Annotated in this window: 14 protein-coding genes and 1 pseudogene; 4 read left to right on the top strand and 11 right to left on the bottom strand. The window is 72.6% G+C overall.

The features are described from left to right. Positions 1-86 precede the first annotated feature (86 nt). The 5 genes from WMF33_RS35690 to WMF33_RS35670 form a co-directional block, all read right to left on the bottom strand. The gene (locus tag WMF33_RS35690; RefSeq protein WP_020739056.1) at positions 87-554 is read right to left on the bottom strand and encodes a hypothetical protein; all 468 of its coding nucleotides are present in this window, start codon (positions 552-554) and stop codon (positions 87-89) included. A gap of 384 nt (positions 555-938) precedes the next feature. Continuing rightward, positions 939-2,081, bottom strand: coding sequence for a hypothetical protein (locus WMF33_RS35685; protein ID WP_437332802.1), 1,143 nt, complete (start codon positions 2,079-2,081; stop codon positions 939-941). Positions 2,082-2,210: 129 nt separating this feature from the next. Continuing rightward, the gene (locus WMF33_RS35680; protein ID WP_437332801.1) at positions 2,211-3,497 is read right to left on the bottom strand and encodes a hypothetical protein; all 1,287 of its coding nucleotides are present in this window, start codon (positions 3,495-3,497) and stop codon (positions 2,211-2,213) included. Between the two features lie 283 nt (positions 3,498-3,780). Beyond that, on the bottom strand, positions 3,781-4,260 hold the full coding sequence (locus tag WMF33_RS35675) for a response regulator (protein WP_437332800.1): 480 nt from the start codon (positions 4,258-4,260) through the stop codon (positions 3,781-3,783). Positions 4,261-4,583: 323 nt separating this feature from the next. Further along, on the bottom strand, positions 4,584-8,699 hold the full coding sequence (locus WMF33_RS35670) for a chemotaxis protein CheB (protein ID WP_437332799.1): 4,116 nt from the start codon (positions 8,697-8,699) through the stop codon (positions 4,584-4,586). A 257-nt stretch (positions 8,700-8,956) separates the two neighbouring features. Between WMF33_RS35670 and WMF33_RS35665 the strand changes: the two genes are divergently transcribed. Further along, the gene (locus WMF33_RS35665; protein ID WP_437332798.1) at positions 8,957-9,616 is read left to right on the top strand and encodes a hypothetical protein; all 660 of its coding nucleotides are present in this window, start codon (positions 8,957-8,959) and stop codon (positions 9,614-9,616) included. A gap of 143 nt (positions 9,617-9,759) precedes the next feature. On the opposite strand, the gene WMF33_RS35660 is transcribed toward WMF33_RS35665, so the two are convergent. Then, positions 9,760-10,971: an IS701 family transposase gene (locus WMF33_RS35660; RefSeq protein WP_437332797.1), complete on the bottom strand. Its 1,212-nt coding sequence runs from the start codon at positions 10,969-10,971 to the stop codon at positions 9,760-9,762. Positions 10,972-11,154: 183 nt separating this feature from the next. On the opposite strand from WMF33_RS35660, the pseudogene WMF33_RS35655 reads away from it, so the two are divergent. Further along, positions 11,155-11,250: pseudogene (locus WMF33_RS35655) on the top strand (hypothetical protein); the annotation flags it as partial. Positions 11,251-11,389: 139 nt separating this feature from the next. Here the strand turns inward: WMF33_RS35655 and WMF33_RS35650 are convergent. Further along, positions 11,390-12,004, bottom strand: coding sequence for a hypothetical protein (locus WMF33_RS35650; RefSeq protein ID WP_437332796.1), 615 nt, complete (start codon positions 12,002-12,004; stop codon positions 11,390-11,392). Positions 12,005-12,101: 97 nt separating this feature from the next. Then, positions 12,102-14,603 (bottom strand): M1 family metallopeptidase, encoded by a 2,502-nt coding sequence (locus WMF33_RS35645; protein ID WP_437332795.1) that lies wholly within the window; start codon positions 14,601-14,603, stop codon positions 12,102-12,104. Between the two features lie 367 nt (positions 14,604-14,970). Between WMF33_RS35645 and WMF33_RS35640 the strand changes: the two genes are divergently transcribed. Beyond that, positions 14,971-16,188, top strand: coding sequence for a hypothetical protein (locus WMF33_RS35640; RefSeq protein ID WP_437332794.1), 1,218 nt, complete (start codon positions 14,971-14,973; stop codon positions 16,186-16,188). 11 nt (positions 16,189-16,199) lie between these two features. Then, positions 16,200-17,666 (top strand): OmpA family protein, encoded by a 1,467-nt coding sequence (locus tag WMF33_RS35635; protein WP_437332793.1) that lies wholly within the window; start codon positions 16,200-16,202, stop codon positions 17,664-17,666. Between the two features lie 111 nt (positions 17,667-17,777). Here the strand turns inward: WMF33_RS35635 and WMF33_RS35630 are convergent, their stop codons facing one another. From WMF33_RS35630 to WMF33_RS35620, 3 genes are all read right to left on the bottom strand, one after another. Continuing rightward, entirely contained in the window at positions 17,778-18,824 is a 1,047-nt protein-coding gene (locus WMF33_RS35630) for a hypothetical protein (RefSeq protein WP_437332792.1), read from the bottom strand. Continuing rightward, positions 18,802-20,433, bottom strand: a complete 1,632-nt coding sequence (locus WMF33_RS35625; protein ID WP_437332791.1) for a protein kinase domain-containing protein — start codon at positions 20,431-20,433, stop codon at positions 18,802-18,804. Before WMF33_RS35625 ends, WMF33_RS35630 begins: the two co-directional genes overlap by 23 nt. Before the next feature lie 75 nt (positions 20,434-20,508). After that, positions 20,509-21,552 (bottom strand): TOMM precursor leader peptide-binding protein, encoded by a 1,044-nt coding sequence (locus WMF33_RS35620; RefSeq protein ID WP_437332790.1) that lies wholly within the window; start codon positions 21,550-21,552, stop codon positions 20,509-20,511. Positions 21,553-21,557 lie beyond the last annotated feature (5 nt).

Genomic DNA, 21,557 nt, shown 5'->3' with positions numbered 1-21,557 from the left:
CGCGACCCCCTCCTGACGGCCCGGGCCCGAGCCGGGCCGGCCAGACCGCCGCCCCGGCGAGGCCTCGCCTCAGGTGATGCCTCGCCTCAGGTGAGGCTGATCCGCGGCCGCAGGTTCCGCTCGCGCAGGAACGGCTCGAGGTCGTCCATGATGTCGAGCTGCACCCCCGCCAGGCTCATCGCCGCCGCGATCGTCTGGATCCCCATGCGCCCCAGCTTGTTCATCTCCGGCGGCGGGCGGACCACGATGTGCTCGATCCGGTCGCGCACGCTGAGCCCCCACTGCGTCAGGACCACGCGCGCCTCGGTCTCGTAGCGCACCATGAGCGCCATGTCGTAGATGAAGTACGCCCGCTCCCCCGGGCGCATCACGCCCACGAGCTTCTGGTACGCGTCGACCGAGATGAACCGCGCCAGCTCGCCCGTCGCCGCCGTCTCGCGCAGGAGCTGCACCACCATGCCCGCCGGCTGCGTGATCCACACGCCGACGCTCCCGCTGTCGTCGAGCAGGTGCGGCTGCCTTCGGAACGCAAGTCTGCGGTTCGACGGAAGCATCTCTCTAATGACAATAGCCATTCCGGCTACCGGGGCCCGCCCGCGACGACCGGAGGCGCTCCGCCCGCCCATCCGGCCCGGCAACGCCGAAGCATGCTGCTGTTCCACACATCACCGGCCGAGCTCCTTCCTCGGGGTCAACGCTGCGCCATGGTGGTCCCAAACGGCGAATACGACCAGAAATGTGCGATTCTGCCGCCTCAGGCCGCCGGTGGCAACGTCGCGCTGCGGCGCCGGACGCCACCGCGATCCCTTCCGGAAACTTCCCGGAAACACTGGAAAACGGCGGCCCCTCGCGGACGCCCGCTCAGCCCCGGCACGGCCACCCCCGGCGCGCTCTTCGCCGGCCGCGGCGCGGCGAGCGGGGGCGACGCGCGCGGCCGATCAGGCGAACAGCGCGGCGCAGGCCGACCCGATCAGGTTGACGTGCTCGAGCCGGGCGATCCGCGGCTCGACGCGCGCGCCGAGGAGGCCGCGCAGCGTCTCCTGCACCCGCGGCGCGTAGCGCGGATCGCCCCAGAAGAGGCTGCCCTCGGCCAGGATGCCCACCCCCGGGGGGCTCTCGAGCACGTCGGCGACCGCCGCCAGCGCCGCCGCCACGAGGTCGGCCGAGCGCTGCAGCAGGTCGCCGGCGACCCGCCGCGCGTCCCCCGTGCCCTCGTCGCGGAGCCGCACCAGGTCCGCCGAGCTGGTCAGCGGGGCGTGGTCCGGGCACAGCCGCGCGAAGAGCCGCGGCAGGTAGGCCCCGGACACCGCCTTCTCGAAGCGCTGCGCCCCCGGGTTCTCCGAGCTCGCGTCGACCTCCGCGTCGAAGGGCTGGAGGTGCGGAGGGTTGAAGTTGCCGTTCTCGAGGTTGACCGCCATCGGCGCGACGAAGTGCCCCGTCTTGAGCTTCGGGATCCGACCGGCGGGGAGGAACGTGGCCATGTTGGTCCCCGTCCCCACGATGAGGCCGATGAACGCCGCGGGCGAGGCCCCGCCGTGCGTGAAGGCGCCCCCGAGCAGGCTCGCCACCGTGTCGTTCAGCACCCGGACCGGGCCGGGCCGGAGCCTCCGCGCGGCGAGCGCCCGGCCGAGCCGCTCGCCCACGTTCGTGCCCTCGACCCCCGTGATCTGGACGCCCTTGGTCCAGCGGAGCAGCCGCGCGTCGAGCGACGGCAGGGTCTCCGAAGGATACGAGAAGCAGTACCCCACCGGCAGGCCCTGCACGGCGCCGAGGCGCTCGACCAGCTCCGCCTGCACATCGAAGAAGGCGTCGCCCGCGACCTCGGGCCCGCCCGGGAACTTCGCCGGCGCGGGCCCGGCCACGATGCGCGACACGCCGCCCGGCTGGAGCTCCACGATGGCGGCGCGCAGGTTCGTGCCGCCGGCGTCGACCACCACGGCGCGGCCGGTCATCCCCTCCGGCGGCGGCGCGAGGTAGGCGGGCAGCGCGGCGATCTCGGTGCCGGGCGTGGAGAGGCCGAAGACGATTCGGGCCGCGAGCGTGCGGCGAATGTCCTGGAGCTCGGTGAGCGAGAGCTTCATCAGGGAAATTCTTACCCTCTGGCTCCTGAGAAGGAAATAACTTTGCACGTCCGGCCGCGAGCGTGGTTGGCGCCGGCCCCGCTCGGACGGTAGATGTCCAGCGCGCCGCCGCCGCGATTGCGCTCTGCGTCACCTGGAGGACGTGGCCGAAGAGGGGTTATCGTCCACACCGAAGACGACCGGATAGACCACCGTCGCGACGCTCTTGCGATCGGCGGGGGAGGGGAATCGGAGGCCGCGGAAGACGTCGAGCACGCAGCCGACGACCTTGGGGTCGCGGAGCGGCGGAGCGGACGACGACGGCGCCGCGGCGCCGGGCGAGGGGAGCGCGATGAGGAGGGGCGCGTCGGCGGGCGGGTGGTCGGCGTCGCCCGCGTACGTCACCTTGCCCTGGCCGTCGACGACGAGGTGCACGGGTATCCGCCCTTCGAGCTTGGGATTTGCACGAACGCCCTTTTCGTAGCAGGCGCGCATGGCGCCGAAGTTCTCCTGGACGACGCGCCGCACGACGTGCGGCGGGATGTGGGCTTTGCCCTTGATCGGCTCATAGGGGTTGCTCTTGCAGCGGCCGGCGATGCTCCGCACGACCTTCGCGTCCTTGTCGAGCTCCCGCTCCAGCCCGGCGCGCGCGGCGCCCGCCTTCTTCGGGTTGCGCCCGTTGAGGATGAGCGACGCCCGCAGCTTGCGGACCGCGGTGCTCGTCCGGGCGAAGCTCTCCTGGATGTTCCTGGCCTCGCGGGCGAGCTCCGGATCGGCGGCGCGGACGGCGGCCGCGTCGGCCCACAGGTCGAGCCGATCCGCGATCCGCAGCAGCACCTCGGGGGGCGTGCTCAGGTCGGACTCCCGGAGCACCTCGATCATCCGCGAGGCCTTCTGCACCTCGGGCCCGAGCGCCTTGCAATCGGCCTCGATCGAGCGCGCGACGCGCCCCTTCGAGGACGAGGCCGCGGGGGCGCGAGCCTTGTCCGCGGCGCGCTCCTTCGCGGCCTCGGGCGCGGCGTCGCGGGCGAGCCGACTCCCGGGCGAGCGCAGCGCAGCGCGCTCCTTCTCCACGGGCGACGGCAGGAGGGCTTCCTCGGGCGACGGCAGGAGGGCCTCCTCGGGCGACGGCAGGAGGGCCTCCTCGGGCGACGGCAGGAGGGCCTCCTCGGGCGACGGCGGCGGGGATTTCTCAGGCGAGGGCAGGAAGGCCTGCGCGGGCGACGGCCGCGGGGTCTTCTCGGGCGAGAGCCGGATGGCCTCCTCGGGCGGGGGCAGGGCGGCGCGCGCCTCTCGGATCGAGCTCTCCGGGACCGCGATCGGGGCAGCGCTCCGGAGGTGCGCGGGATCGGCGTCGGTTGCTGGCTCTCCCTGCGACGCCGCCCCGCAGCCCAGCAGGGCATGAACTCCGACGAGGACGAGCAACGCGCTTCGCATCGGTTCCTCCGAGGTCCGTCCGACGTACGGTCCGCCGTTTTGATACAGTACACCGGTCCGAGCAACCACCGCACGCGAAACGGCGGCGCCCTTCCGGAAAGTGCGACAGGCGGGGCAGAGGGCCCTCACGCGCTCACCCTCGCGAGCGCCGCCCACGCGCGAGGCCGCCCGCGCGCGAGGCCGCCCACGCGCAAGGCCGCCCACGCGCAAGGCCGCCCGCGCGCGAGGCCGCCCGCGCGCGAGGCCGCCCGCGCGCGAGGCCGCCCGTATCGGAGCGCGCGGCTCAGTACGGCGAGGAGGACGTCCGGTCCACCTTGTCGGCGTCGGCGGCCGGGGCCTTCGACGCGGCGGCCTTGTCGGCGTCGGCCGCCGGAGCCTTCGACGAGGCGGCGATGAGCTCGCGGATGCTGCGCTCCAGCTGCTCTATCCTGATCGGCTTGCTCAGGAACATCGCGTTCTCCACCTGGCTGAGGCTCTCTCGGATGGCCGGGTCGCGCGTGCCGGTGAGCAGGATGATCGGGAGGTCCGCGCGGACCTTCCGCACCATGGAGACCAGCGTCAATCCATTGATGTCAGGCAAGTAATAATCCGTGACCAGGACGTCGGCCTGCATGATGAGCGCCCGGTTCTCGAGGGCATTCCTGCCGTTGAGGAAGCAGTGCACGCGATGGCCGTCGAGCGTGAGGATGTCCTGCCATCCTTCACACAGCTCCTCGCTGTCCTCGACGATGATGATGTTCAGGAGCATGCTCCCACCGCCCATCGGACCTGCGTGTCGACCTTCACGCCGGGCATTCACGACGGATTAGCAGCTCGTGCGGCAGGCGTCGAGGATTCCAAAATCCAACGCCTTGTCCCGCTCGAAGCGCTGGCCGGCTCCGGCGCGGCTTCGGCGCGCCGGGCGAGGCCGAGAGTAAGGCGCCGCCTTACATGAGAGCACGTAGTCCAGGCGAGATCGCCGCGGATTCAAGCCGCTCCGGCCGGCCGTGGGGACGAGGCCAGCGCGGCGTCCGGCAGCCGACGACCCGCGGCGACCGGCGGCGACCCCAGGCGAGCGTCTGTTCCGCGTCTGGCCGGGGGGCGGCCTCAAGCCTGTCTCTGGGGCAGCTCCAGCTCGAAACACGTATTCTTGTGCTCCGTCACGAGCCGCAGGTCGCCTCTGTGGTGATGCGCGATGTTCCGCGAGAGGCTGAGGCCGAGGCCGGTGCCGTGCTCCTCCTTCTTCGTCGTGAAGAACGGGGTCATGATCTTCTCCGCGAGCGCGGGATCGATCCCCTTGCCGCTGTCGATCACGCGCACGTAAACCCTGCCGTCCGACGGGCGCGCCTCGATCCGGATCCATCGCTCCCGGAGCGCCGAGATGGCCTCGACGGCGTTGTTGATCAGGTTGATGAGGATCTGAATGATCTGGACGGGGTAGCAGTCGATGACGAGCTCCTCCTGCGGCAGATCGAAGCTCAGCTGGACGCTCGCCTGCTGGAGCCGGAAGCCGCTGACACGGACGGCTTCCCGGATGAGCTCCTGGACGTTGTGAGGGCGGAGCTTCTCGGACTCCATCCGGGTGATGGACCGCAGGCCGGAGATCACGTTGGTGATGTTCTCGACCATGCCGTCGATCTCGGTCGCGACGCGGGCGAGGCGCTCCTTCTCCAGCTGCCCCCGCTCCGCGAGCCGCTTCAGGAGATCGGTCTTCGTGGTGATCACGTTGAGCGGCGTGTTGATCTCGTGGGAGATCCCGGCCGCGACCTCGCCGAGCGACGCGAGCTTGCTGAACCTCGAGAGCTCCTCCTGCTGGGAGAGGATGAGCCGCTGCGCCTGGACCCGCTGCGTGACGTCGAAGATGAGGAGGATGAGGTAGCTCGGCTCCTCGCCGCCGAAGCTGACCGTGGCCGTCCTGAGCTCGATCCAGAGCTCGCCGCCCGCCCGCTCCGCCAGGTTGATGGTGAACGACGCGAGCGGCCTCTGTCGGGCCGCGTCCGAGACATCGGCGATGCGCGGCGACTCCGCGCCGCGGAGGACGAGGTCGAGCAGCTCGTCGAGCGCGAGGCCGTGGAGCTCGGGCTCGCCCTTGCCGACCTTGTCGGCGAACTCGTTCGAGGCGAAGGTCACCCGGTAAAGCCCCTGGTCCGACTCGAGGATCGCGAGGCCGGCGTTCGACGCGGAGACGACCTTCTTGAAGACCTTGAGGTGCTGCTCCTGGAGCACCCGCTCCGTGATGTCGAGCGCGATGGTGCAGACGGACTGGGCGGTGCGTCGGTCGTCGAGCAGGGGGAACTTCGATGAGAGCCAGTAGCGGAGCTTGCCGCCCACATGCAGGCTCTCCTCCAGCCACATCGGCGACCGGCTCTTCAGCACCTCGAAATCGCGCTCCCGCAGCGCGCTGCCGGCCTTCGGGCCGAACAGCTCCTCGTCCGTCCTTCCCAGCACGTCCTTCTCGGAGCGCCCGAGGACGTCGCAGAAGCGCTGGTTGACGTAGACATAGGCGCCGATCGAGTCCTTCATGGTCACGAGCGCCGGCGTGTTGTCGAGGATGGCGGAGAGCCGCTCCTTGCTGACCCTGCTCTGGGTGAGCGCGTGCACGAGCTCGGTGTTGTCGACGAAGCTCACGACGGCCCCGTCCGCCTCGCCCTTCGACCCCGGGATGAGCTGGATGCGCGCCTCGAAGTGCCGGTCGAGGACCTCGAGCTGGAGCCTCATGGGCCGCCGCTCGCGCAGGCTCTCGATGACGAGATCGAGGACGGGCTCGACGTTCAGGTGCGCGAGGGCGGCGCGGACGTGCTGGCCGCGGTCCACCTCCGAGATGCGGAACAGGTGGCGAGACGCGGGGTTGTAGTCGGTGAGGCGGAGGTTCTTGTCGACGACGAGGAGGGGATAGGCGATCGCGTTCTGGATCGCGACGAGCCGCTGGTTGAGCGTCATCAGCTCGGACGACTTGACGTTGATCTCCTGGTTCAGCGTCGTCAGCTCCTCGTTCGCCGACTGGAGCTCCTCGTTCGTGGTCTCCAGCTCCTCGTTGGTGGACTGGAGCTCCTCGTTGGACGACTGGAGCTCCTCGTTGAGGGCCTGGAGCTCCTCGCTCGCGGTGTCGTGCTCCTCGATGATGGTCTGGAGGTGCTCCCGCGCCGCCGCGAGCTCCTGCTCGAGCCGCCGGATCTGCTCGTCCGGCGCGAGGCGGGAGCCGCTCGCGGGCGCCCTCGCGGGGCGGGGCGGGTCGTGCGCGTGGCTGAAGCAGACGATGAACTCGGTCCCGCCGTCGGACGGGAGCGGCACGACGGTGAGCTGGAGCTTCCGCTCCTCTCGGTCGACGACGAACGTGTGCCGGTGGTCCCCCTTCGCGGCGTGGCCCGACCGCGCGGCCCGGTGGAGCAGCGCGGCGAGCTCGATCGCCACGTCGGACGGGAGCAGCTTCTGGATCGAGACGCTGGGCTCGCCCTTCGGGAAGTTCAGGTACCGGTTCGCGTTCCCGAAGACGTGCCGCACCCGGTGGTCGTCGTCGACGAGGACCGAGTCCGGCGCGAAGCCGTTCACCATGGCGGTGAAGAGGTCCATCGCCGTGGTGGACTGGCGATCCTTCGTGATGAGCGCGCTCTCGCGGTTGAACTCCTGCCGAGAGTACGACCGCGGGAGATCGCCCTTCTTGCCGGACCGGGCGAAGATCTTCGCGTTCTTGTCCGTGAGCTCGAACAGGTCCCCCACGGTCGTCGCCGACTCGGACTTGCCGAGGAACAGGACGCCCTGGTCGTCCATCGCGAAATGGAACGTCTTGAGCGTGTGCTCCTGCAGGTGGGGGTTGAAGTAGATGAGGACGTTGCGGCACGAGACGAGATCCAGCTTGAGGAACGGCGGATCCTGGGCGACGTCGTGGCGCGCGAAGACGATGGCGTCACGGACGTAGTCCTTGATCCTGAACCACTGGTCCTGCTCGTCGAAGTACCTGGACCGCAGCTTGGAGGGAATGTCGGCGACCGCGGCCTTCTGATAGAGCCCCTTGCGTGCGACGGACATCGCCTGCTCGTCGATGTCCGTCGCGAAGATCTGGACGTTGAGCTGCTTGTTCGCCTTCTCGAGCGCCTCGAACACGAGGATGGCGATCGAGTACGCCTCCTCGCCCGTGGCGCAGCCGACGACCCAGGCGCGGAAGCTGTCGCCGGTGCGCTTCTTGTCGATCCGCTCGACGATGGAGGCCGCGAGGGCCTTGAACGAGGCCTCGTCGCGGAAGAACGACGTCACCGAGATCAGGATGTCCTGGAAGAGGAGCCTGCCCTCCTCGGGGCGCACGCGGAGGTAGTCGGCGTAGGCCTCGATCGACTCGCAGCGCGTGGCGATGACGCGCCGCTCGATCCGCCGGCGGACGGTGGTCTGCTTGTACTGGGCGAAGTTGACCCGGCTCGCCTTCTCCAGGAAGGTGAGGATGCTGTGATACGGGTCCTGCTGGCTCAGGCTGAGCTGCCGGAGCGAGGCGTCCGGCTGGTCGGAGCGGCCGGCGAGCTCGTTGAACTTGCTGAGCTGATTGGCCATCTCCTCCAGGCCGAGCTCGAGGTCGACGGCGCCGGTCTGCTTCGCGGCGCGCGGCATGCCGTCGTACTTGGCCGACTCGGGGGTTTGGCAGATGGTGACCCCGCCGGCGGCCTTGATGGCGCGGACGCCCTGCGCGCCGTCCGACCCGGTCCCCGAGAGGACGACGCCGATGGCGTTCTCGCCGTAGTGCTCGGCGATAGATTTGAAGAACAGGTCGACCGAGGGCTTCGGGCCGACCTTGGTCTCGGGCTGCCGCAGGAGGAGGACGTCGCCGTCGACCACCACGTCGGCGTTGGGCGGGGTCACGTAGACCGTGTTCGCGCAGAGGACCTCGCCCTCGGTGACCTCTTTGACGCTCAGGGTGGTGGAGTGGCTGATGATCTCGACGAGCCGACTCCGATGCTGCGGCGCGAGGTGCTGCACGATGACCAGGCTCATCCGATCGGCGGTCTTCAGGCCGCCAATCAGGATCCGGAGCGCCTCGAGGCCCCCCGCGGAGGAGCCGATCCCGACGACGTAGGTGGGGCCAGCCACGGCGAGCTGCTCGTGGGCGGCCGGGGCCCCGGCGCTCTGGGCGATGAAGCCAGGCGTGCGATCCTCCAGCTTGGGTGCGACCTGCGCAGTCGCTGGCTTCTTGTTCCTGCTGGATGGCCGCCTGGCGCGGCTGCTGTTCTTCGTTCTCATGGAGACAACAGACCGCGAGGGCGCGGGGTCATGAGGGTACCGGATGCGGGCGTAGGGAGCCATCCGATACCACGCTGCCCGGGCCGGCGCAGCGGGCCGCGCGCGGCCGCGCGCCCCCGACGCCCCTCGCTCGGCAGCGCCGCTCCGCGAGGATCGCGCGCCGGGCGAGCGCAGGGGGTGCCGCGCGGGCCGGGGATCGTGCAGGATGCAGCGAGCCTCACGCGGACGGACGCAAGGGGCGGTCGAGAGTGGACAACGTGAACAAGCGCGAGAAGAACGGCCGCGGCGGGAAGGACGAGCACGACAAGGGCGGGGGCGAGCTCGCCGAGGCGGCGCGCGCGCTCGAGCGCGAGCTCTTCCGCTTCGAGGAGCTCGCGGAGTCGGCGCGGCGGCTGTCCTTGGACACGCGCAAGGGGATCGAGCGCGCGGCGAAGTCGACGACGGAGGCCGCGGAGGCGCAGCAGCGCGTGAGCGTGGCGCTCGGGTCGCTGATCGCGGCGATCGCCGCGGCGCGCGATCGCCACGAGGCGACGGCGACGGCGCTGGCCGCGCGGGGGGAAGAGATCAAGCGGCGGGCGGAGCAGCTCGGGGAGCTGTTCCAGCGCTTCGCGGCGCTCGGCGAGGAGGGGCGGAACATCAACCAGCTGGTCCAGGAGGCGGCGGCGCGCCAGCGCGAGGCGACGAGCCCCGAGCAGATCGCGGAGGTGGTGGCGGCCATGGACGAGGTCGAAGGGCGCATGGGGCGCCTCGCCGACGAGGCGCGCGAGCTGGCTCAGGCGGCGACGGCGGCGGGAATCGTGGACCTCGCGGAGCAGGCGGACGGAATGCGGCAGCAGGTGACCGCGATGCGGAACAAGGTGGGGCTCCTGAGAAAGGGGCTGGTCGCGCGGCTCTCGGGGAGGACGCAACCGAACTAGCACCACTGTGTCACAGCCGGAGGGACTGGAGCCTGGGGACCTCGGCGTGTCGACGGTGGCAGCTGGGGCACCGGGGCAGCCAGCGGGTCAGCACGCGGGCGATGGCGAGACGACAGGTGGCGAAGGAGTCGCTAAAATGACGCTCAGGCCGCGAGCGGGAACGGCTCGGGGAAACGCGTCCGTTCGGCCGAGGGGGGAAAATGCCGCGCGCGTTCGGCGACAACGAACGCGTAGCAGCTGAGGGCGACGGTCACATGGTGGTGCCAGCCGGGAAAGCGCCGGCCTTCGAAGTGATCCAGGCCGAGCTCGCCCTTCAACTCCTCGTAGACCTTCTCGGTACGGTAGCGCTCCTTGTAGATGCGCACGATCTCCTTCCGGGACATACGGGCCGGCAGCGTCGTGAGGGCGAACTTCGTCGGCTGACGCTCGCCGTCGAGCCACTCGATCAGGAGCCAGACCGGCTCGTGGTGCGCGATCGGAATGCCATCCCGGTTCGCAACGCGCACGCGCCGCAGCGCGAAGCGCGACGACAACGTGCGCCCGGTCCCTTCGCGCCAGGCAATCCGCCGAAAGGCGCGGCGGCCGAGGCGTCGCCCCAGTTCGCCCACACTCACCGGGGTGCACCGCTCGGGGTCGCTTCCGCTGAGCAACAGGACTTTGGTAGGGGCTTCGATCCCGACGGCGTAGTCGAGCCCCAGCAGGCGCACGGTCTCCCGGAAGTCATGGGCGTTGCCGTAGAAGGGATCGGCGAGCACGATGTCGCCGGGTATCCCCTCGCGCACGGCGCGCTCGATCATGCCGAGCGCCAAGTCGATCCTGCTCTTGTACTGCACGGAGGCAGGAATGCGGGCTTCGCGCCGTCGCGCCGGATCGTCGGCCCAGCTCCGAGGCAGGTACAGCTCGAAGTCGATGGGCACGTGGTGGTAGCGCGTCGCCACGCTGAGGCTGATGCCGATCTGGCAGTTGGTGATCTTGCCGGCGGAGCCGGTGTACTGCCGTTGAACCCCCACCGAGTGCTCGCCCTTCTTCAAGAAGCCGGTATCGTCGATGATCCACGCCGAGATCGGAGCGTGCTCGGCCATCGCCGCGATGGCGTAGCGGGCCGCGTACCGGCGCACGGCGTGGTCGTCCCAGTGCGCGTTCGAGATGAAATGCTGCAGGCTCTGGTGCGCCGCCTGCACGCGCGCCGGGTCGGGGCAGGCTCGCGCAGCGAGCGGCTCGATGCTCTTGCGTTCCGCCTCGCCGAGCAGCCCCATCGCATAGATCGCGAACGACTCGCGCCGCAGCGGATGGGCAAGGATGTCCCCGATGCCCGAGAAGTAGGCGTCCAGCCGCTGCTGGGCAGCGGCGTCCATCGTGTACTCCACGGCACAGCAGGCTGCGTCGCGCCCACGGCGCGGCAAGCTCCGGTCCGCAGAAAGGCTCCAGCCTTCCGGGAGATTCCTGGGGGTAGCATCGGCTCATCCCGCCCGGTCGCGACACAGTGGTGCTAGAGCGGCGTCAACAGCTTCGGATACCTAGAGCAGTTTTCGCTCGGGTTCATGCAGACGTCTTCCGTCCTTCGTCTCTCGTCCCCGTCTTCCGTCTTCCGTCTTCCGTCTTCCGTCTTCCGTCTTCCGTCTTCCGTCTTTCGTGCTCGTCCTTCGTGCGCGTGCGCGTTGACTCCCGGGAATCGCGCACGCGCACGCGCACGGAAGACGGGGACGAGAGACGAGGACGAGAGACGGGGACGAGAGACGGACGACGGCGTATCAGTCCCAGCTGAAAACCGATCTAGACCGACGGGGCGCGACAGAGCGTGAAGTAGTGATCGAGCGCCTTCTCTCCCTTGAAGGCGGCGCCGATCGAGACGTCCCTGGAGACTCTGCGCATGAAGTCGCGCGTTCCGTTGTACACGAAGGCCTGGAGGCCCTTGCTGTTGGGAACGACCTGGGGCCAGCCGTCGGGCACGGGGCCGTCCGGGACCTGGAAGTAGTCGATCACCACCGCGCCGCGCTCCTGCCAGGCGAGATTGCCGGCGGTCGGGACCGCGACGAAGAAGCCAGGACCGATCCAGGAACGCGTGAGACCCTCGTTGTACCCAAAGAGCCGGGCGCCGCCGTCCTCGGGACGGGCAAAGCGCTTCTCGAAAAAACGGAACGGCGACGGGAGAGGAAGACTGTTCCTGCCCTGGTGATGAACCGCGACGCGGCGCGAGGTGCCGTCCGGGACGAAGAAGTCGAGCGTGATCGGGGGGGAGTGGCTCGCGGCGGCGTAGAGCGACCGCTGATCCGCGCGGGTCGTGGTCGAGAGGGCGCTGAGGCGCTCGTCGTGCGTCAGGCCATCAAGGTACTCCGCGAGGCGAGCGACCGGGGCGTTCTGGCGAAGAAGTTGGATGAGCTCCGACATGGGCAGAGGAGCATAGCAGCGTCCGCTTTCGACGCAGGCGGCCAGCCTCGCCGCGACGCGAGGCTGGCCGGACGAGGCGCGCCGCGGGCGCGGAGCCTCAGCGGCAGTCGGAGGGAGAACGCAGCAAGGCGGCGGCGCGATCGGTCAAGTCCGCGCCGTCGAGGGCGGCGGCGAAGCGGCGGAACGCCGGCTCGTCACCGCCCGTCAACACGAACGCCGCGCAGACGGCGCCGGGATGGACGGAGCGGGCCGCGGGCGCGCGAAGCACCCGAGTCAGGCCCGCGAGCGCCGCCTCGTTGCCAGCCGCGGTGGGCGCGGCAGAGGCGACGACGGCGCGGAGATCCGCGGCGAGGACGTCGGAGACGTCGGTCACGCCGAGCACGCCGGCGAAGAAGTCGCGCCACGCGGGGAGGGCGGCCTGGTCGAGCCCGTCCAGGTACGTCGCGAGGTGCCGGAGCGCGAGGACGCGCGCGCGCACCGAGCTCGACGCGAGCGCGACCGGCCCCCACGTGCGGAGCGCCGCGTCGGGCGACAACCTGAACTTGGACAGGTACTGGAGCCGCGCGTCGGAGACGCCGCCGTACGCGAGCCCGGCCCGCAAGAGGGCCCAGTCCTCGGCGAACAGCTCCTCGGGCGAGACGACAGCGCTGCACGCCGCGTAGCTGTCGACGTAGTCGAGCCCGTAGCTGTGCGGGGCGCCGGCGAAGAGGCCGGCGAGCACGCTGGACCACGCGCCGCGGACCTTGGCGTCGAGGCCCGGCGCGCTCGCGGCGTCGCACGCCGCGGCGAGCGCCACGGCGCGGGCCGCCTCGCCGTCGAGGTCCTCCAGGAAGATCTCGAGCTGCTCGGGCGCGAGCCCCGCGGGCAGGCCGCCCTGGAGCGCGGCGAGCTGGTGCGCGCCGCCGACCTCGAGGAAGCGCGAGACCGCCTCGGGATCCGACGGCACGCGGCGCGGGGCGAGCGCCGCGGCGTAGGCCTCGAGATCGCGCTCGGTGCCGAGGAAGGCCCACTCGGGGTGGCGATCCAGCGGATCGACGACGAGGAGCTCGGAGGGACGCGCGGGCGCGACCTCGACGCGCTCGCCGGGCGCGAGCGCCTGCACGCGGGTGGCGCCGTCCACGGAGACCCAGGCGAGCTCCAGCGGGGCGACGAGCGCGCCGTCCGGGTCGCGCAGCGTGACGAACGCCCCGCCCGACGGCGCGGGCTCGACCGCGAGGCTCGGGAGCGCCTTGGCCGAGGCCGCGCGCCGCGCGCGGGCGAGCGCCTCCGGGCCGAGCGCCGGCGCGAAGGCGTCGAGGAGCGCGTCCGTGCCGATCGTCCCGAAGCGGCGCTCCGCGAGCACGCCGCGGAGCGCCGACCAGAAGGCGTCCTCGCCGGTGAGGCTGCGGATCTGGGTGAGCAGCCAGGCCGCGCGGTCGTAGGGGCCGCTCGTGTACTTCTCGTCCGGCGCGAGCGACGGGTCGCGGACAGCGTCGCCCGCGCGGGGGCCGAGCTCGTCGCCGTTCAGCGTGCCCGCGCCGCTCTCGTCCGTGTAGGCGCGGACGCCCTCCTGCTGGAGCAGCGTCGCCATGCCCTCCTTGATCCAGAGGTCGTCCCACGTCTCCACCGTCACCAGATCGCCGAACCACTGGTGCGCGAGCTCGTGCGTCGTGAGCAGGAGATCCGAGGCGAGCGCGGGCTCGGTGCTCCGCTCCTCGCGCTGGAAGCTGATGCTCGCGTGCTCGACCCCGCCCACCGAGAAGTCCGGCAGGAGCACGAGCGCGTACTTCTCGAACGGGTACGGCACGAGCAGCTCCTCGAAGCGGCCGATCGCGCGCGCGATCTCGTCCACCATCTTGCCGTGATCGCCGGGCAGCCCGCGGCGGTGCCAGACCGCGATGGGGAGGTCCCCCCTCGCGCCGCGCTCGACCTCGAAATCGCCGATCGCGAACGCCATGAGGTAGGGCGGCAGCGGGTAGGCGGTCTCGTAGCGGACGAGGCGGCCCGAGGCCCCGAGATCCTCGTCGGCGACGAGATCGCCGTTCGCGATCAGCGACTCGCCGCCGTCGACGCGCATGGCGACCGAGAACACCGCCCGATCCGAGGGCGCGTTGTGGCACGGCATCCACCGCGACGCCCCGAGCGGCTCCGAGATCGTGTAGACCGCGCGCACGGCGACCGGATCGCCCTTGCGCGCCGGCACCGCGCGGAGCGCGTCGCCGGAGAGCGCCTCGTAGTCGATCTCGAGCGCGATCGGCTCGCCGCGCGACGCCTCGGGCACGCTCGAGAGATCGACCGCGAGCGCCTCGCGCGCCGGGTCGAGCTCGTGCGGGAGCGCGCCGCCGTCCTTGCGACGGACCTCCTTCACCTCGGCGACGGCGCTGTCGAGCACGACGACCCGCGGGCCGTCGCCGGTGATCGACAGCGTGAGGCCCAGCGTCGCGACGAGGCGGCCCCGCTCCCAGTCGAACTCGCCCCGGAGATCGTACCGCTCGACGTCGAACGCGCTCCCCTCGAGCGGCGCCGGGCCTTCCCCCGAGCACGCCGCGGCGAGCGATCCAAGCAGCAGGCAGGCCACCCGGAACGCTCCGGAGCGGTGTTTCTGGACAGTGCAGTGCATCGGTCTCCCTCGATCGAAAGAGGAGCTTCCCCTCGCCGGCCCGACGCCAGAGCCCGGCACCCCGAGCCCGAGTCGGCGCAGCGACGCATAACTGACCGCGGGACAGTTACAGAACCAGGGCCCGCGGCCAAGCGAAGGCGACGCCCCGGAGCGCCGCGGCGGGGCGCTCGGCGCTGAAAAAACGGGGCGCTCGGTCGTGCGTGTCACGAGCGCGGCGCGCGGGCCGTCGGCGCGGGCGAGCGCCGCGTCGCGCGCGCAGGCGCTGTCCGAGGCGCGCGCACTCCTGCGCACTATGGGCGCGTCGCACCGGTCATTTCGCCTTTCATTTGCAAGGGTTGCAGCGACCTATGCGAGGATGCTGCCCGCCATGGCACATCATAGAGAGGGGTGCAGGAGGGGGCGCTCGCTTGTCGCGCCGCTGGCCGTGGGCGCGGCGCTCGCCGTCGCGCTCGTTCCGAAGAGCTCGTCCGCTCAGACGTGGGCCGACGGGCGGACGACGCCGGTGCTCGACGAGATCGTCGCGCTCGACAAGACGGGGGAGCCGCGCTGGCCGTACGGCGAGGAGGACGTCGCGGGCGACGGCATGGGGACGTTCGAGGCCCCGGAGCAGTCGATCGATTTCCGCGCGGCGTACGCGGTCGCCGACGCGGGGCGGCTCTGGGTGCGCGCTTACGTGTCAGGGACGACCGCGGTCGGCGCCCAGGCGACGCTCTTCGTGTTCATCGACGCCGACAAGAACCGGGGGACCGGCGGCACGGCCCGGGCGCCCGAGATCGACCCGCGGTTCACGGAGGACGATTCGCCGGGCGGCTACGAGGTCGTGCTCGGCGTGAAGGGCGACGGCACGCGCGCGGGGGTCTGGACGTTCGCGGCCTCGGGGAGCTACGAGCCCCTCACGGTCACCGACATGCAAGTGGCCACCGAGGCACGGGCCGACGTCGATCCGCTGCTGCTCGGCGAGGAGACGCGGGGATACGCGCAGGGCTCGATCGCGCTCGACATCGTGGGCGTCGACGCGACGTGCAACGCGAACCTGTACTTCCGGTCGGTGAACGACGCCCCGGGGCTCGGGTCGGGCGATCTCGACGTCGGCATCTCCGCCCCGTGCATGGCCGGCGATGCGGACGGCGACCGCGTGCCCGACGTGATCGTGCCGCCCTCCGGCTGCACGGACGACGCGGACTGCGCCGGCCGGGGCGTCTGCGTGGACGGCGACTGCATCCTCCCGGTGTCGTGCGTCGACGACGCGGACTGCGACGCGGACGAGGACTGCTCGCCGGATCACCGGTGCGTCCCCACGCCCAGCGGCACCTGCACGTCGAACGCCGAGTGCGGCGATCTCGTGTGCGTGAGCGGGCAGTGCGGCCCGTGCTCACCGGGCTCGTCGGCGTGCGGCGGGGACCTGGTCTGCGCGCCGACCGGGCGCTGCGTCGAGGGCGGGACGGCTGGGGTCCAGGGCGGCGCCTGCGCCTGCACGGCGGGGCCCGCGCCCCTCGGCGGCGGCGCCCTCTCGCTGCTCGCCGCCGGCGGGCTCGCGCTCGCCTGGCGCAGACGCCCCCGCCGCGGACCGGGGGCTGGCCGATGAAGAGGAGACCCATGCGCGCACGGACCACCGCCGCCACCGCCTGCAGCATCGTCACGATCCTCGCCGCCGCGACGAGCGCGTCGGCGCAGGAGACCAACATCGACGTCGAGCGCTTCAAGCCCGCCGTCACCCACGACGCGTTCGTCGTCACCGAGGGCTCCGGCGTCCGTGAGCCCGCGGATCCCTGGGAGTTCGGGCTGCTCCTGAACTACGCGCACAACCCGCTCATCTTCGCGACCGGCGACCGGGACGTGCGGACCCAGATCGTGAGCGGCCGGCTGGGCGCCGATCTCATGGCCTCGGTCACCATCGCCGAGCCGTTCGCGCTCGGCCTCGACATCCCGTTCTTCCTCTTCCAGTCGGGGGAGGGCTCGCCGTCGTTCGGGGGCCTCGGCGACATCCGGCTCGTGCCGAAGCTGCGCATCCTCGACGACCGCGACTCCATCGGGCTCGGCCTCGTGGCCGAGCTGCGCGTGCCCACGCACACCGGCGACTTCGCGGGCGGCGCGCGCAACGTGGTGTTCTGGCCGCGCATCGTCCTCGATCACCGGTTCGCGCCCGGCCTCAGGTTCGGCGTCAACGCGGGCGTCGCCATCCGCGAGGGGACGACGTACCGCAACGTCGAGGCGGGGAGCGAGCTGACGTACGCGGCGGCGCTCGGCTACCGCTTCGGCGGCATCGACGGCAAGGTCGAGATCGGCGCGGAGGCCAACGGCGGCATCGGCTTCACCGCGGACGACCTGAAGGAGGAGGAGACGCCGCTCGAGGCGCTCGGCTACGTGAAGATCAACCCGAGCGAGGAGTGGGAGATCGTCGCGGGCCCGGGCATCGGCGCGCTGGCCGGCTACGGCGTGCCGCTCTTCCGCGTGTTCGCGGGCGTGAAGTACACGCCGACCTCGCACGACCGCGACCACGACGGGGTCGACGACGAGCGCGACCAGTGCCCCGACGTGGCCGAGGATCGCGACGGCGACTACGACAGCGACGGCTGCCCCGAGGAGGACGCCGACGACGATCACGACGGCGTGCCGAACGCGGACGACGAGTGCCCGGACGAGAAGGAGACGATCAACGGCGTCGAGGACGACGACGGCTGCCCGGACAAGGGCGATCCGCGGGTCACGTACGAGCAGGGCGAGTTCGTGATGCGGGATACCATCCGCTTCCGGACGGGTTCGGCCGAGCTCGAGCCGGAGTCGTACAGGACCCTCGACCAGGTGGCGCTCGTCCTGAAGGCGAACCCCGAGATCGAGCACGTGCGGGTCGAGGGGCACACCGACGAGACCGGCACGCGCGAGCTGAACCAGGAGCTGAGCCAGCAGCGCGCCGACACGGTCCGGAAGTACCTGATCCAGAAGGGCGTCAGCCCGGGCCGGCTCACGGCCGAGGGCTTCGGGTCGGACAGGCCGGTGGCCGAGGGCGACGACCCGGCGAGCCTGGCGAAGAACCGCCGCGTGGAGTTCGTGATCGACGAGTGATCGACGAGCGAGGCGCGCTCCTCCTCCGGAGCGCGCCTCGCCCACCGCGGCGCCGCAGGCCGCGCCTCGCGCGGGCGGCTGCCGCGCGCCGGAGGCCGCCGCCGACGCTCGTCAGAACCGGCCGTGGATCCCGAGCCCGCCGCCGTTCGCCCCGACGGCGGGCGTGACCACGATCCGCGCGGCCGCGGGCTGCGCGTCGCCGAGCGACGTCACGAACAGCGCGACGCCGGCCGCGAGCCCGAGCCCCCCGACCACGAAGCCGACGTTGGACAGCGTCGCCGCGCTCTTGGCGTCGTCGACCAGCGAAACGCCCTGATCGTCGCAGAGCGTCTCGGTCCGGCAGTGCTCGTCCTGGGCCCGGTTCCACCGCGCGCCGGCGATGAGCCCGAAGATCGAGCCGGTCACGACGCCTGCGACGCCGACGCCGCCGGCCACGAAGGCGAGGGTGCGGCGGGTGCTCGCGCCGCCGTCGTCGCCGCCCGCGGCCGGCCGGAGCGGCGCGGCCGGCGCCGACGCGGGCGGCCCGCCCGGCTGCGGCGGCGCCGCCGCGGACGCCCCGGCCGCCGCGTCGTCCTCGAGCGGCGGGATCGCCACGGTGACGACCTTGCCGGGGCCGGCGGTCTGCGCCTCCACCGAGAACGGCTTCTTGCCGGGCGCGGTCGCCTCGATGCGGTGCTTGCCCGGGTCGACCGGCAGCGGCGCGCCCCACGCGCCGGTGTCGAGGACCGCGCCGTTGCGCCGCACGACGAGCCCGTCGGCCGGCGCGCTCACCGCGACGGCGAGCCGCTCCAGCCGCTTCTCCAGATCGGCCGCGCGGCGCGTCGCCTTCGCTTCGCGGTCGGCCTGGCCGGCCCGGCTCGCCATGTCCGCGGCCTCGCGGAACGCCGCCCAGGCGCTCGCGGTCCGGCCGAGCCGCTCGAGGCAGTCCGCCAGGTTCCACTGGGTGCCGTAGCCCGGATCGAGCCGCTGGCTCGCCGCGAACTTGGGGCACGCCTCGGCGAGCTTGCCCTGCGCGACGAGCTCGCGCCCCTCGCGGAAGAGCGCCTCGGCCGCGGCGGCTTGATCCGCCGACGGCTCCGCGCGGGCCAGGCCCGCGGAGAGCGACAGGAGCGCGGCGACACACCACGCGGCGCGCCTATTTCCTCGATGTCTCGTCATCGTCGTTCCTCGGGGGCCTGGGGGGCGGCGGCGGCCTCACGGCGGACGGCCTCGGCGCGGGCGGGCGCGCGGCGACGCCGGCGCTCGCCGACGCGGCGGCGCGCGCTGTCGCCGTCGGCGGGGGCGGCGCCGCGGCCGTCGAGGAGGCCGCGGCCGGCGCCTCCCCGGGGGCCGGCGCGCCGGTGCCCGGCGGCTCGGCCTCGGCGCGCGGCGCCGGCTGGGCCTCGGCGCCCGCGGACGGCGGCGGCGGCTCGGCCTCGGCGCGCGGGGGCTCCGGGTCGGCCGACGGCGCGGCCGGGGGCGACCCCGTGCCGCGCACCGCGAGGTAGACGCCGGCCCCGCCCGCGATCGCGGCGGCCAGCACGCCGCCGGCGAGCAGCGCCACGGGCGCGCGCGACGCCGGGCGGTCGCTGCGGTTCGACAGCCCCACGCTCGTGGCGGGCGCCGTGCCCGAAAGCGCGTGCGGCCCGGCCGGCGCGCCCGACGGCCGCGGCTGGCCCGGCGCGGCGTCGAACGGCGCGCCCGACAGCCGTGGCGGGGTCGACGCGGCGTCGAACGGCGCGCCCGACAGCCGTGGCGGGGTCGACGCGGCGTCGAACGGCGCGCTCGGCATGCGCGGCGGGCCGGAGGCGGCGCCGAACGGCGCGGCGGCCCCGAACGGCGCGCTCGGCGCGGCGGCCCTGAACGGCGCGCTCGGCGCCCGCGACGCGCGCGTGGCCGCGTCGAGCGGCGCGAGCATCGCCTCGACGATCGCCTCGCCGTGCGGCAGGAACGCGCGCAACGCCGCCGCCAGCTCGCCGGCGCTCGCGGTGCGGCCGGCCGGATCGATGACCAGCGTCCGGTGCACCACGTGGGCGACCTCCGGCGGAACCCACGGCGCGACCTCCTGGATCCAGCGCACGGGGGTCGTGCAGATGGCCAGGACGAGCTCGCCGAGGCCGGTCAGGTGCTCGTTGGGGCGGTGCCCGGACAGGGCGTGGTACAGGCTGATCCCGAGCGACCAGAGGTCCGAGCGCGCGTCGATCGCGCCGCTGCCGCGCGCCTGCTCGGGCGACATGTAGAGGGGCGAGCCGAGGAGCGCGCCGCTCTTCGTCATGGCGCCGTTGCCGAGGCTCTGATCGGTTACCTTGGCGACGCCGAAGTCGAGGAGCTTGACGACGCGCTGGCCGCCCGGCTTGCGCGCGAGGAACAGGTTCGCCGGCTTGATGTCGCGGTGGACGATGCCGGCCTCGTGCGCGCGCTCGAGCCCGAGGCAAGCCTGAAGGGCGACGCGGAGCGCGAGATCGACCGGCAGCGGGCCGAGCCGCTCGATGAGGGCCTGCACGTCCTCGCCGTCGAGGAACTCCATCGCGATGTACGGCGAGCCGGTCTCGCGGTCGCGCCCGGTGTCGAACACCTGCGCGATGTGCTCCGATTCGACCGCGCCGACCGCGCGCGCCTCGCGCTGGAAGCGGCGGAGGAGCTCGTCGTCGGCGGCCTGGCCGAGGATGACCTTCACCGCGACGCGGCGGCCGGTGCCGGTGTGCCGCGCCTCGTAGACGGCGCCCATGCCGCCCTGGCCGAGCAGCCGGACGATCGCGTAGCGCTCGTCGAGGACGCGGCCGATCATGACGGGAGGCCCGGAGCGGCGGCTTGGGGGCGAGCCGACTTCACGGACGCAGGCTAGAGCACCTCCGCCCCCGCGTCACGCCTCGCCGCAGCTCCTGCACCACGGCAGCCTCACGAGCGTGCGGTGCGATGTCTCGAAGGTCGAGAGGTCCTGGATCAGGAGCCGGCCCCCGAGCCTCGACGGCGTGTACCCCGAGAGCACCTTCAGCGCCTCCAGGGCCACGAGCTGGCCGAGCAGCTGCGCCATCGCGCCGGCCTGGAGCGCGGGCTCGCCCCGGGGGCCCGCGGCGGGCGGGGGGGTCAGCGCCTCGGCCATCGCGCAGACCCGGCACGCCGTCGCGCCCGGGAACACGACGGGACCGAGGACGGCCGTCGCCCCCGCGAGGTCCGAGAAGAGGGAGACGATCCGCGCGCGGTGGCCGAACCGCGCCACGCGCTCCAGGAGCTCCGCGTCGTCGCCGCGCACGGCCGCGACGAGGAGGTGGGGGCGGTCGTCCGGGGCGAGGAGGTCGTCCGAGCGCAGCGCTGCGGCGGGGCGCTCGTCCACCCGGCAGCGCGGCGCGCGCTCGCGGACCAGCGCCGCCAGGGCGCCGCGCCGCGACGCGCCGAGCGCCGCCTGACCGCGCGCGCGGACCACCGCGGCGTCGCGCGGGCCGACCGGGACATCGCCGTCGTCGATCAGGCGGAGCGCGGAGATGCCGGCCGCCGCGAGCGCGAGGGCGGCGGCGGCGCCCCACGGCTCGAGGCCCACGACGAGCACGCGCGCGGCCGCAATCCGCTGCGCCGCCTGCTCCGGGGCCGAGGACCACCTGCGGAGGAACTCGAGCTGCCCGCGGAGGCGCTCGCGATCCGGGGGCTCCGCCGCTTCGGGCGCGGGCTCGATCAGCCCGCGCGCCGCGAGCAGATCGAGGAGCGCGAGCACGCTGTGGCCCGAGTAGTCGGCGAGCGCCTCGACGATCGCCTCCCGGTCGCGCGACCCGTCGAGCAGCGGCGCCACCCGCTCGAGGAACGCGCTCACGTCCGCGCCGGTGAGCTGGAAGGTGCCGAGATCGGATCGGAGGATGACCCCCGCGTCCGTGGGCGTGATGCTGGCCGAGCGGCTGAGTCGAATTCTGGGCATGGTCC

This window comes from Sorangium sp. So ce394 (genome assembly GCF_051474665.1).
Classification (GTDB): Bacteria; Myxococcota_A; Polyangia; order Polyangiales; family Polyangiaceae; genus Sorangium; species Sorangium cellulosum_D.
The sequence above is the reverse complement of the archived record's forward strand: the minus strand, read 5'-3'. Positions and strand labels throughout refer to the sequence as shown.

What these genes read in the sequence shown, in the direction of transcription:
- WMF33_RS35690 (WP_020739056.1), bottom strand. Translation starts at nt 554, where the DNA reads ATGCTTCCGTCGAACCGCAGACTTGCGTTCCGAAGGCAGCCGCACCTG.
- WMF33_RS35685 (WP_437332802.1), bottom strand. Translation starts at nt 2,081, where the DNA reads ATGAAGCTCTCGCTCACCGAGCTCCAGGACATTCGCCGCACGCTCGCG.
- WMF33_RS35680 (WP_437332801.1), bottom strand. Translation starts at nt 3,497, where the DNA reads ATGCGAAGCGCGTTGCTCGTCCTCGTCGGAGTTCATGCCCTGCTGGGC.
- WMF33_RS35675 (WP_437332800.1), bottom strand. Translation starts at nt 4,260, where the DNA reads ATGGGCGGTGGGAGCATGCTCCTGAACATCATCATCGTCGAGGACAGC.
- WMF33_RS35670 (WP_437332799.1), bottom strand. Translation starts at nt 8,699, where the DNA reads ATGAGAACGAAGAACAGCAGCCGCGCCAGGCGGCCATCCAGCAGGAAC.
- WMF33_RS35660 (WP_437332797.1), bottom strand. Translation starts at nt 10,971, where the DNA reads ATGGACGCCGCTGCCCAGCAGCGGCTGGACGCCTACTTCTCGGGCATC.
- WMF33_RS35650 (WP_437332796.1), bottom strand. Translation starts at nt 12,004, where the DNA reads ATGTCGGAGCTCATCCAACTTCTTCGCCAGAACGCCCCGGTCGCTCGC.
- WMF33_RS35645 (WP_437332795.1), bottom strand. Translation starts at nt 14,603, where the DNA reads ATGCACTGCACTGTCCAGAAACACCGCTCCGGAGCGTTCCGGGTGGCC.
- WMF33_RS35640 (WP_437332794.1), top strand. Translation starts at nt 14,971, where the DNA reads ATGGCACATCATAGAGAGGGGTGCAGGAGGGGGCGCTCGCTTGTCGCG.
- WMF33_RS35635 (WP_437332793.1), top strand. Translation starts at nt 16,200, where the DNA reads ATGCGCGCACGGACCACCGCCGCCACCGCCTGCAGCATCGTCACGATC.
- WMF33_RS35630 (WP_437332792.1), bottom strand. Translation starts at nt 18,824, where the DNA reads ATGACGAGACATCGAGGAAATAGGCGCGCCGCGTGGTGTGTCGCCGCG.
- WMF33_RS35625 (WP_437332791.1), bottom strand. Translation starts at nt 20,433, where the DNA reads ATGATCGGCCGCGTCCTCGACGAGCGCTACGCGATCGTCCGGCTGCTC.
- WMF33_RS35620 (WP_437332790.1), bottom strand. Translation starts at nt 21,552, where the DNA reads ATGCCCAGAATTCGACTCAGCCGCTCGGCCAGCATCACGCCCACGGAC.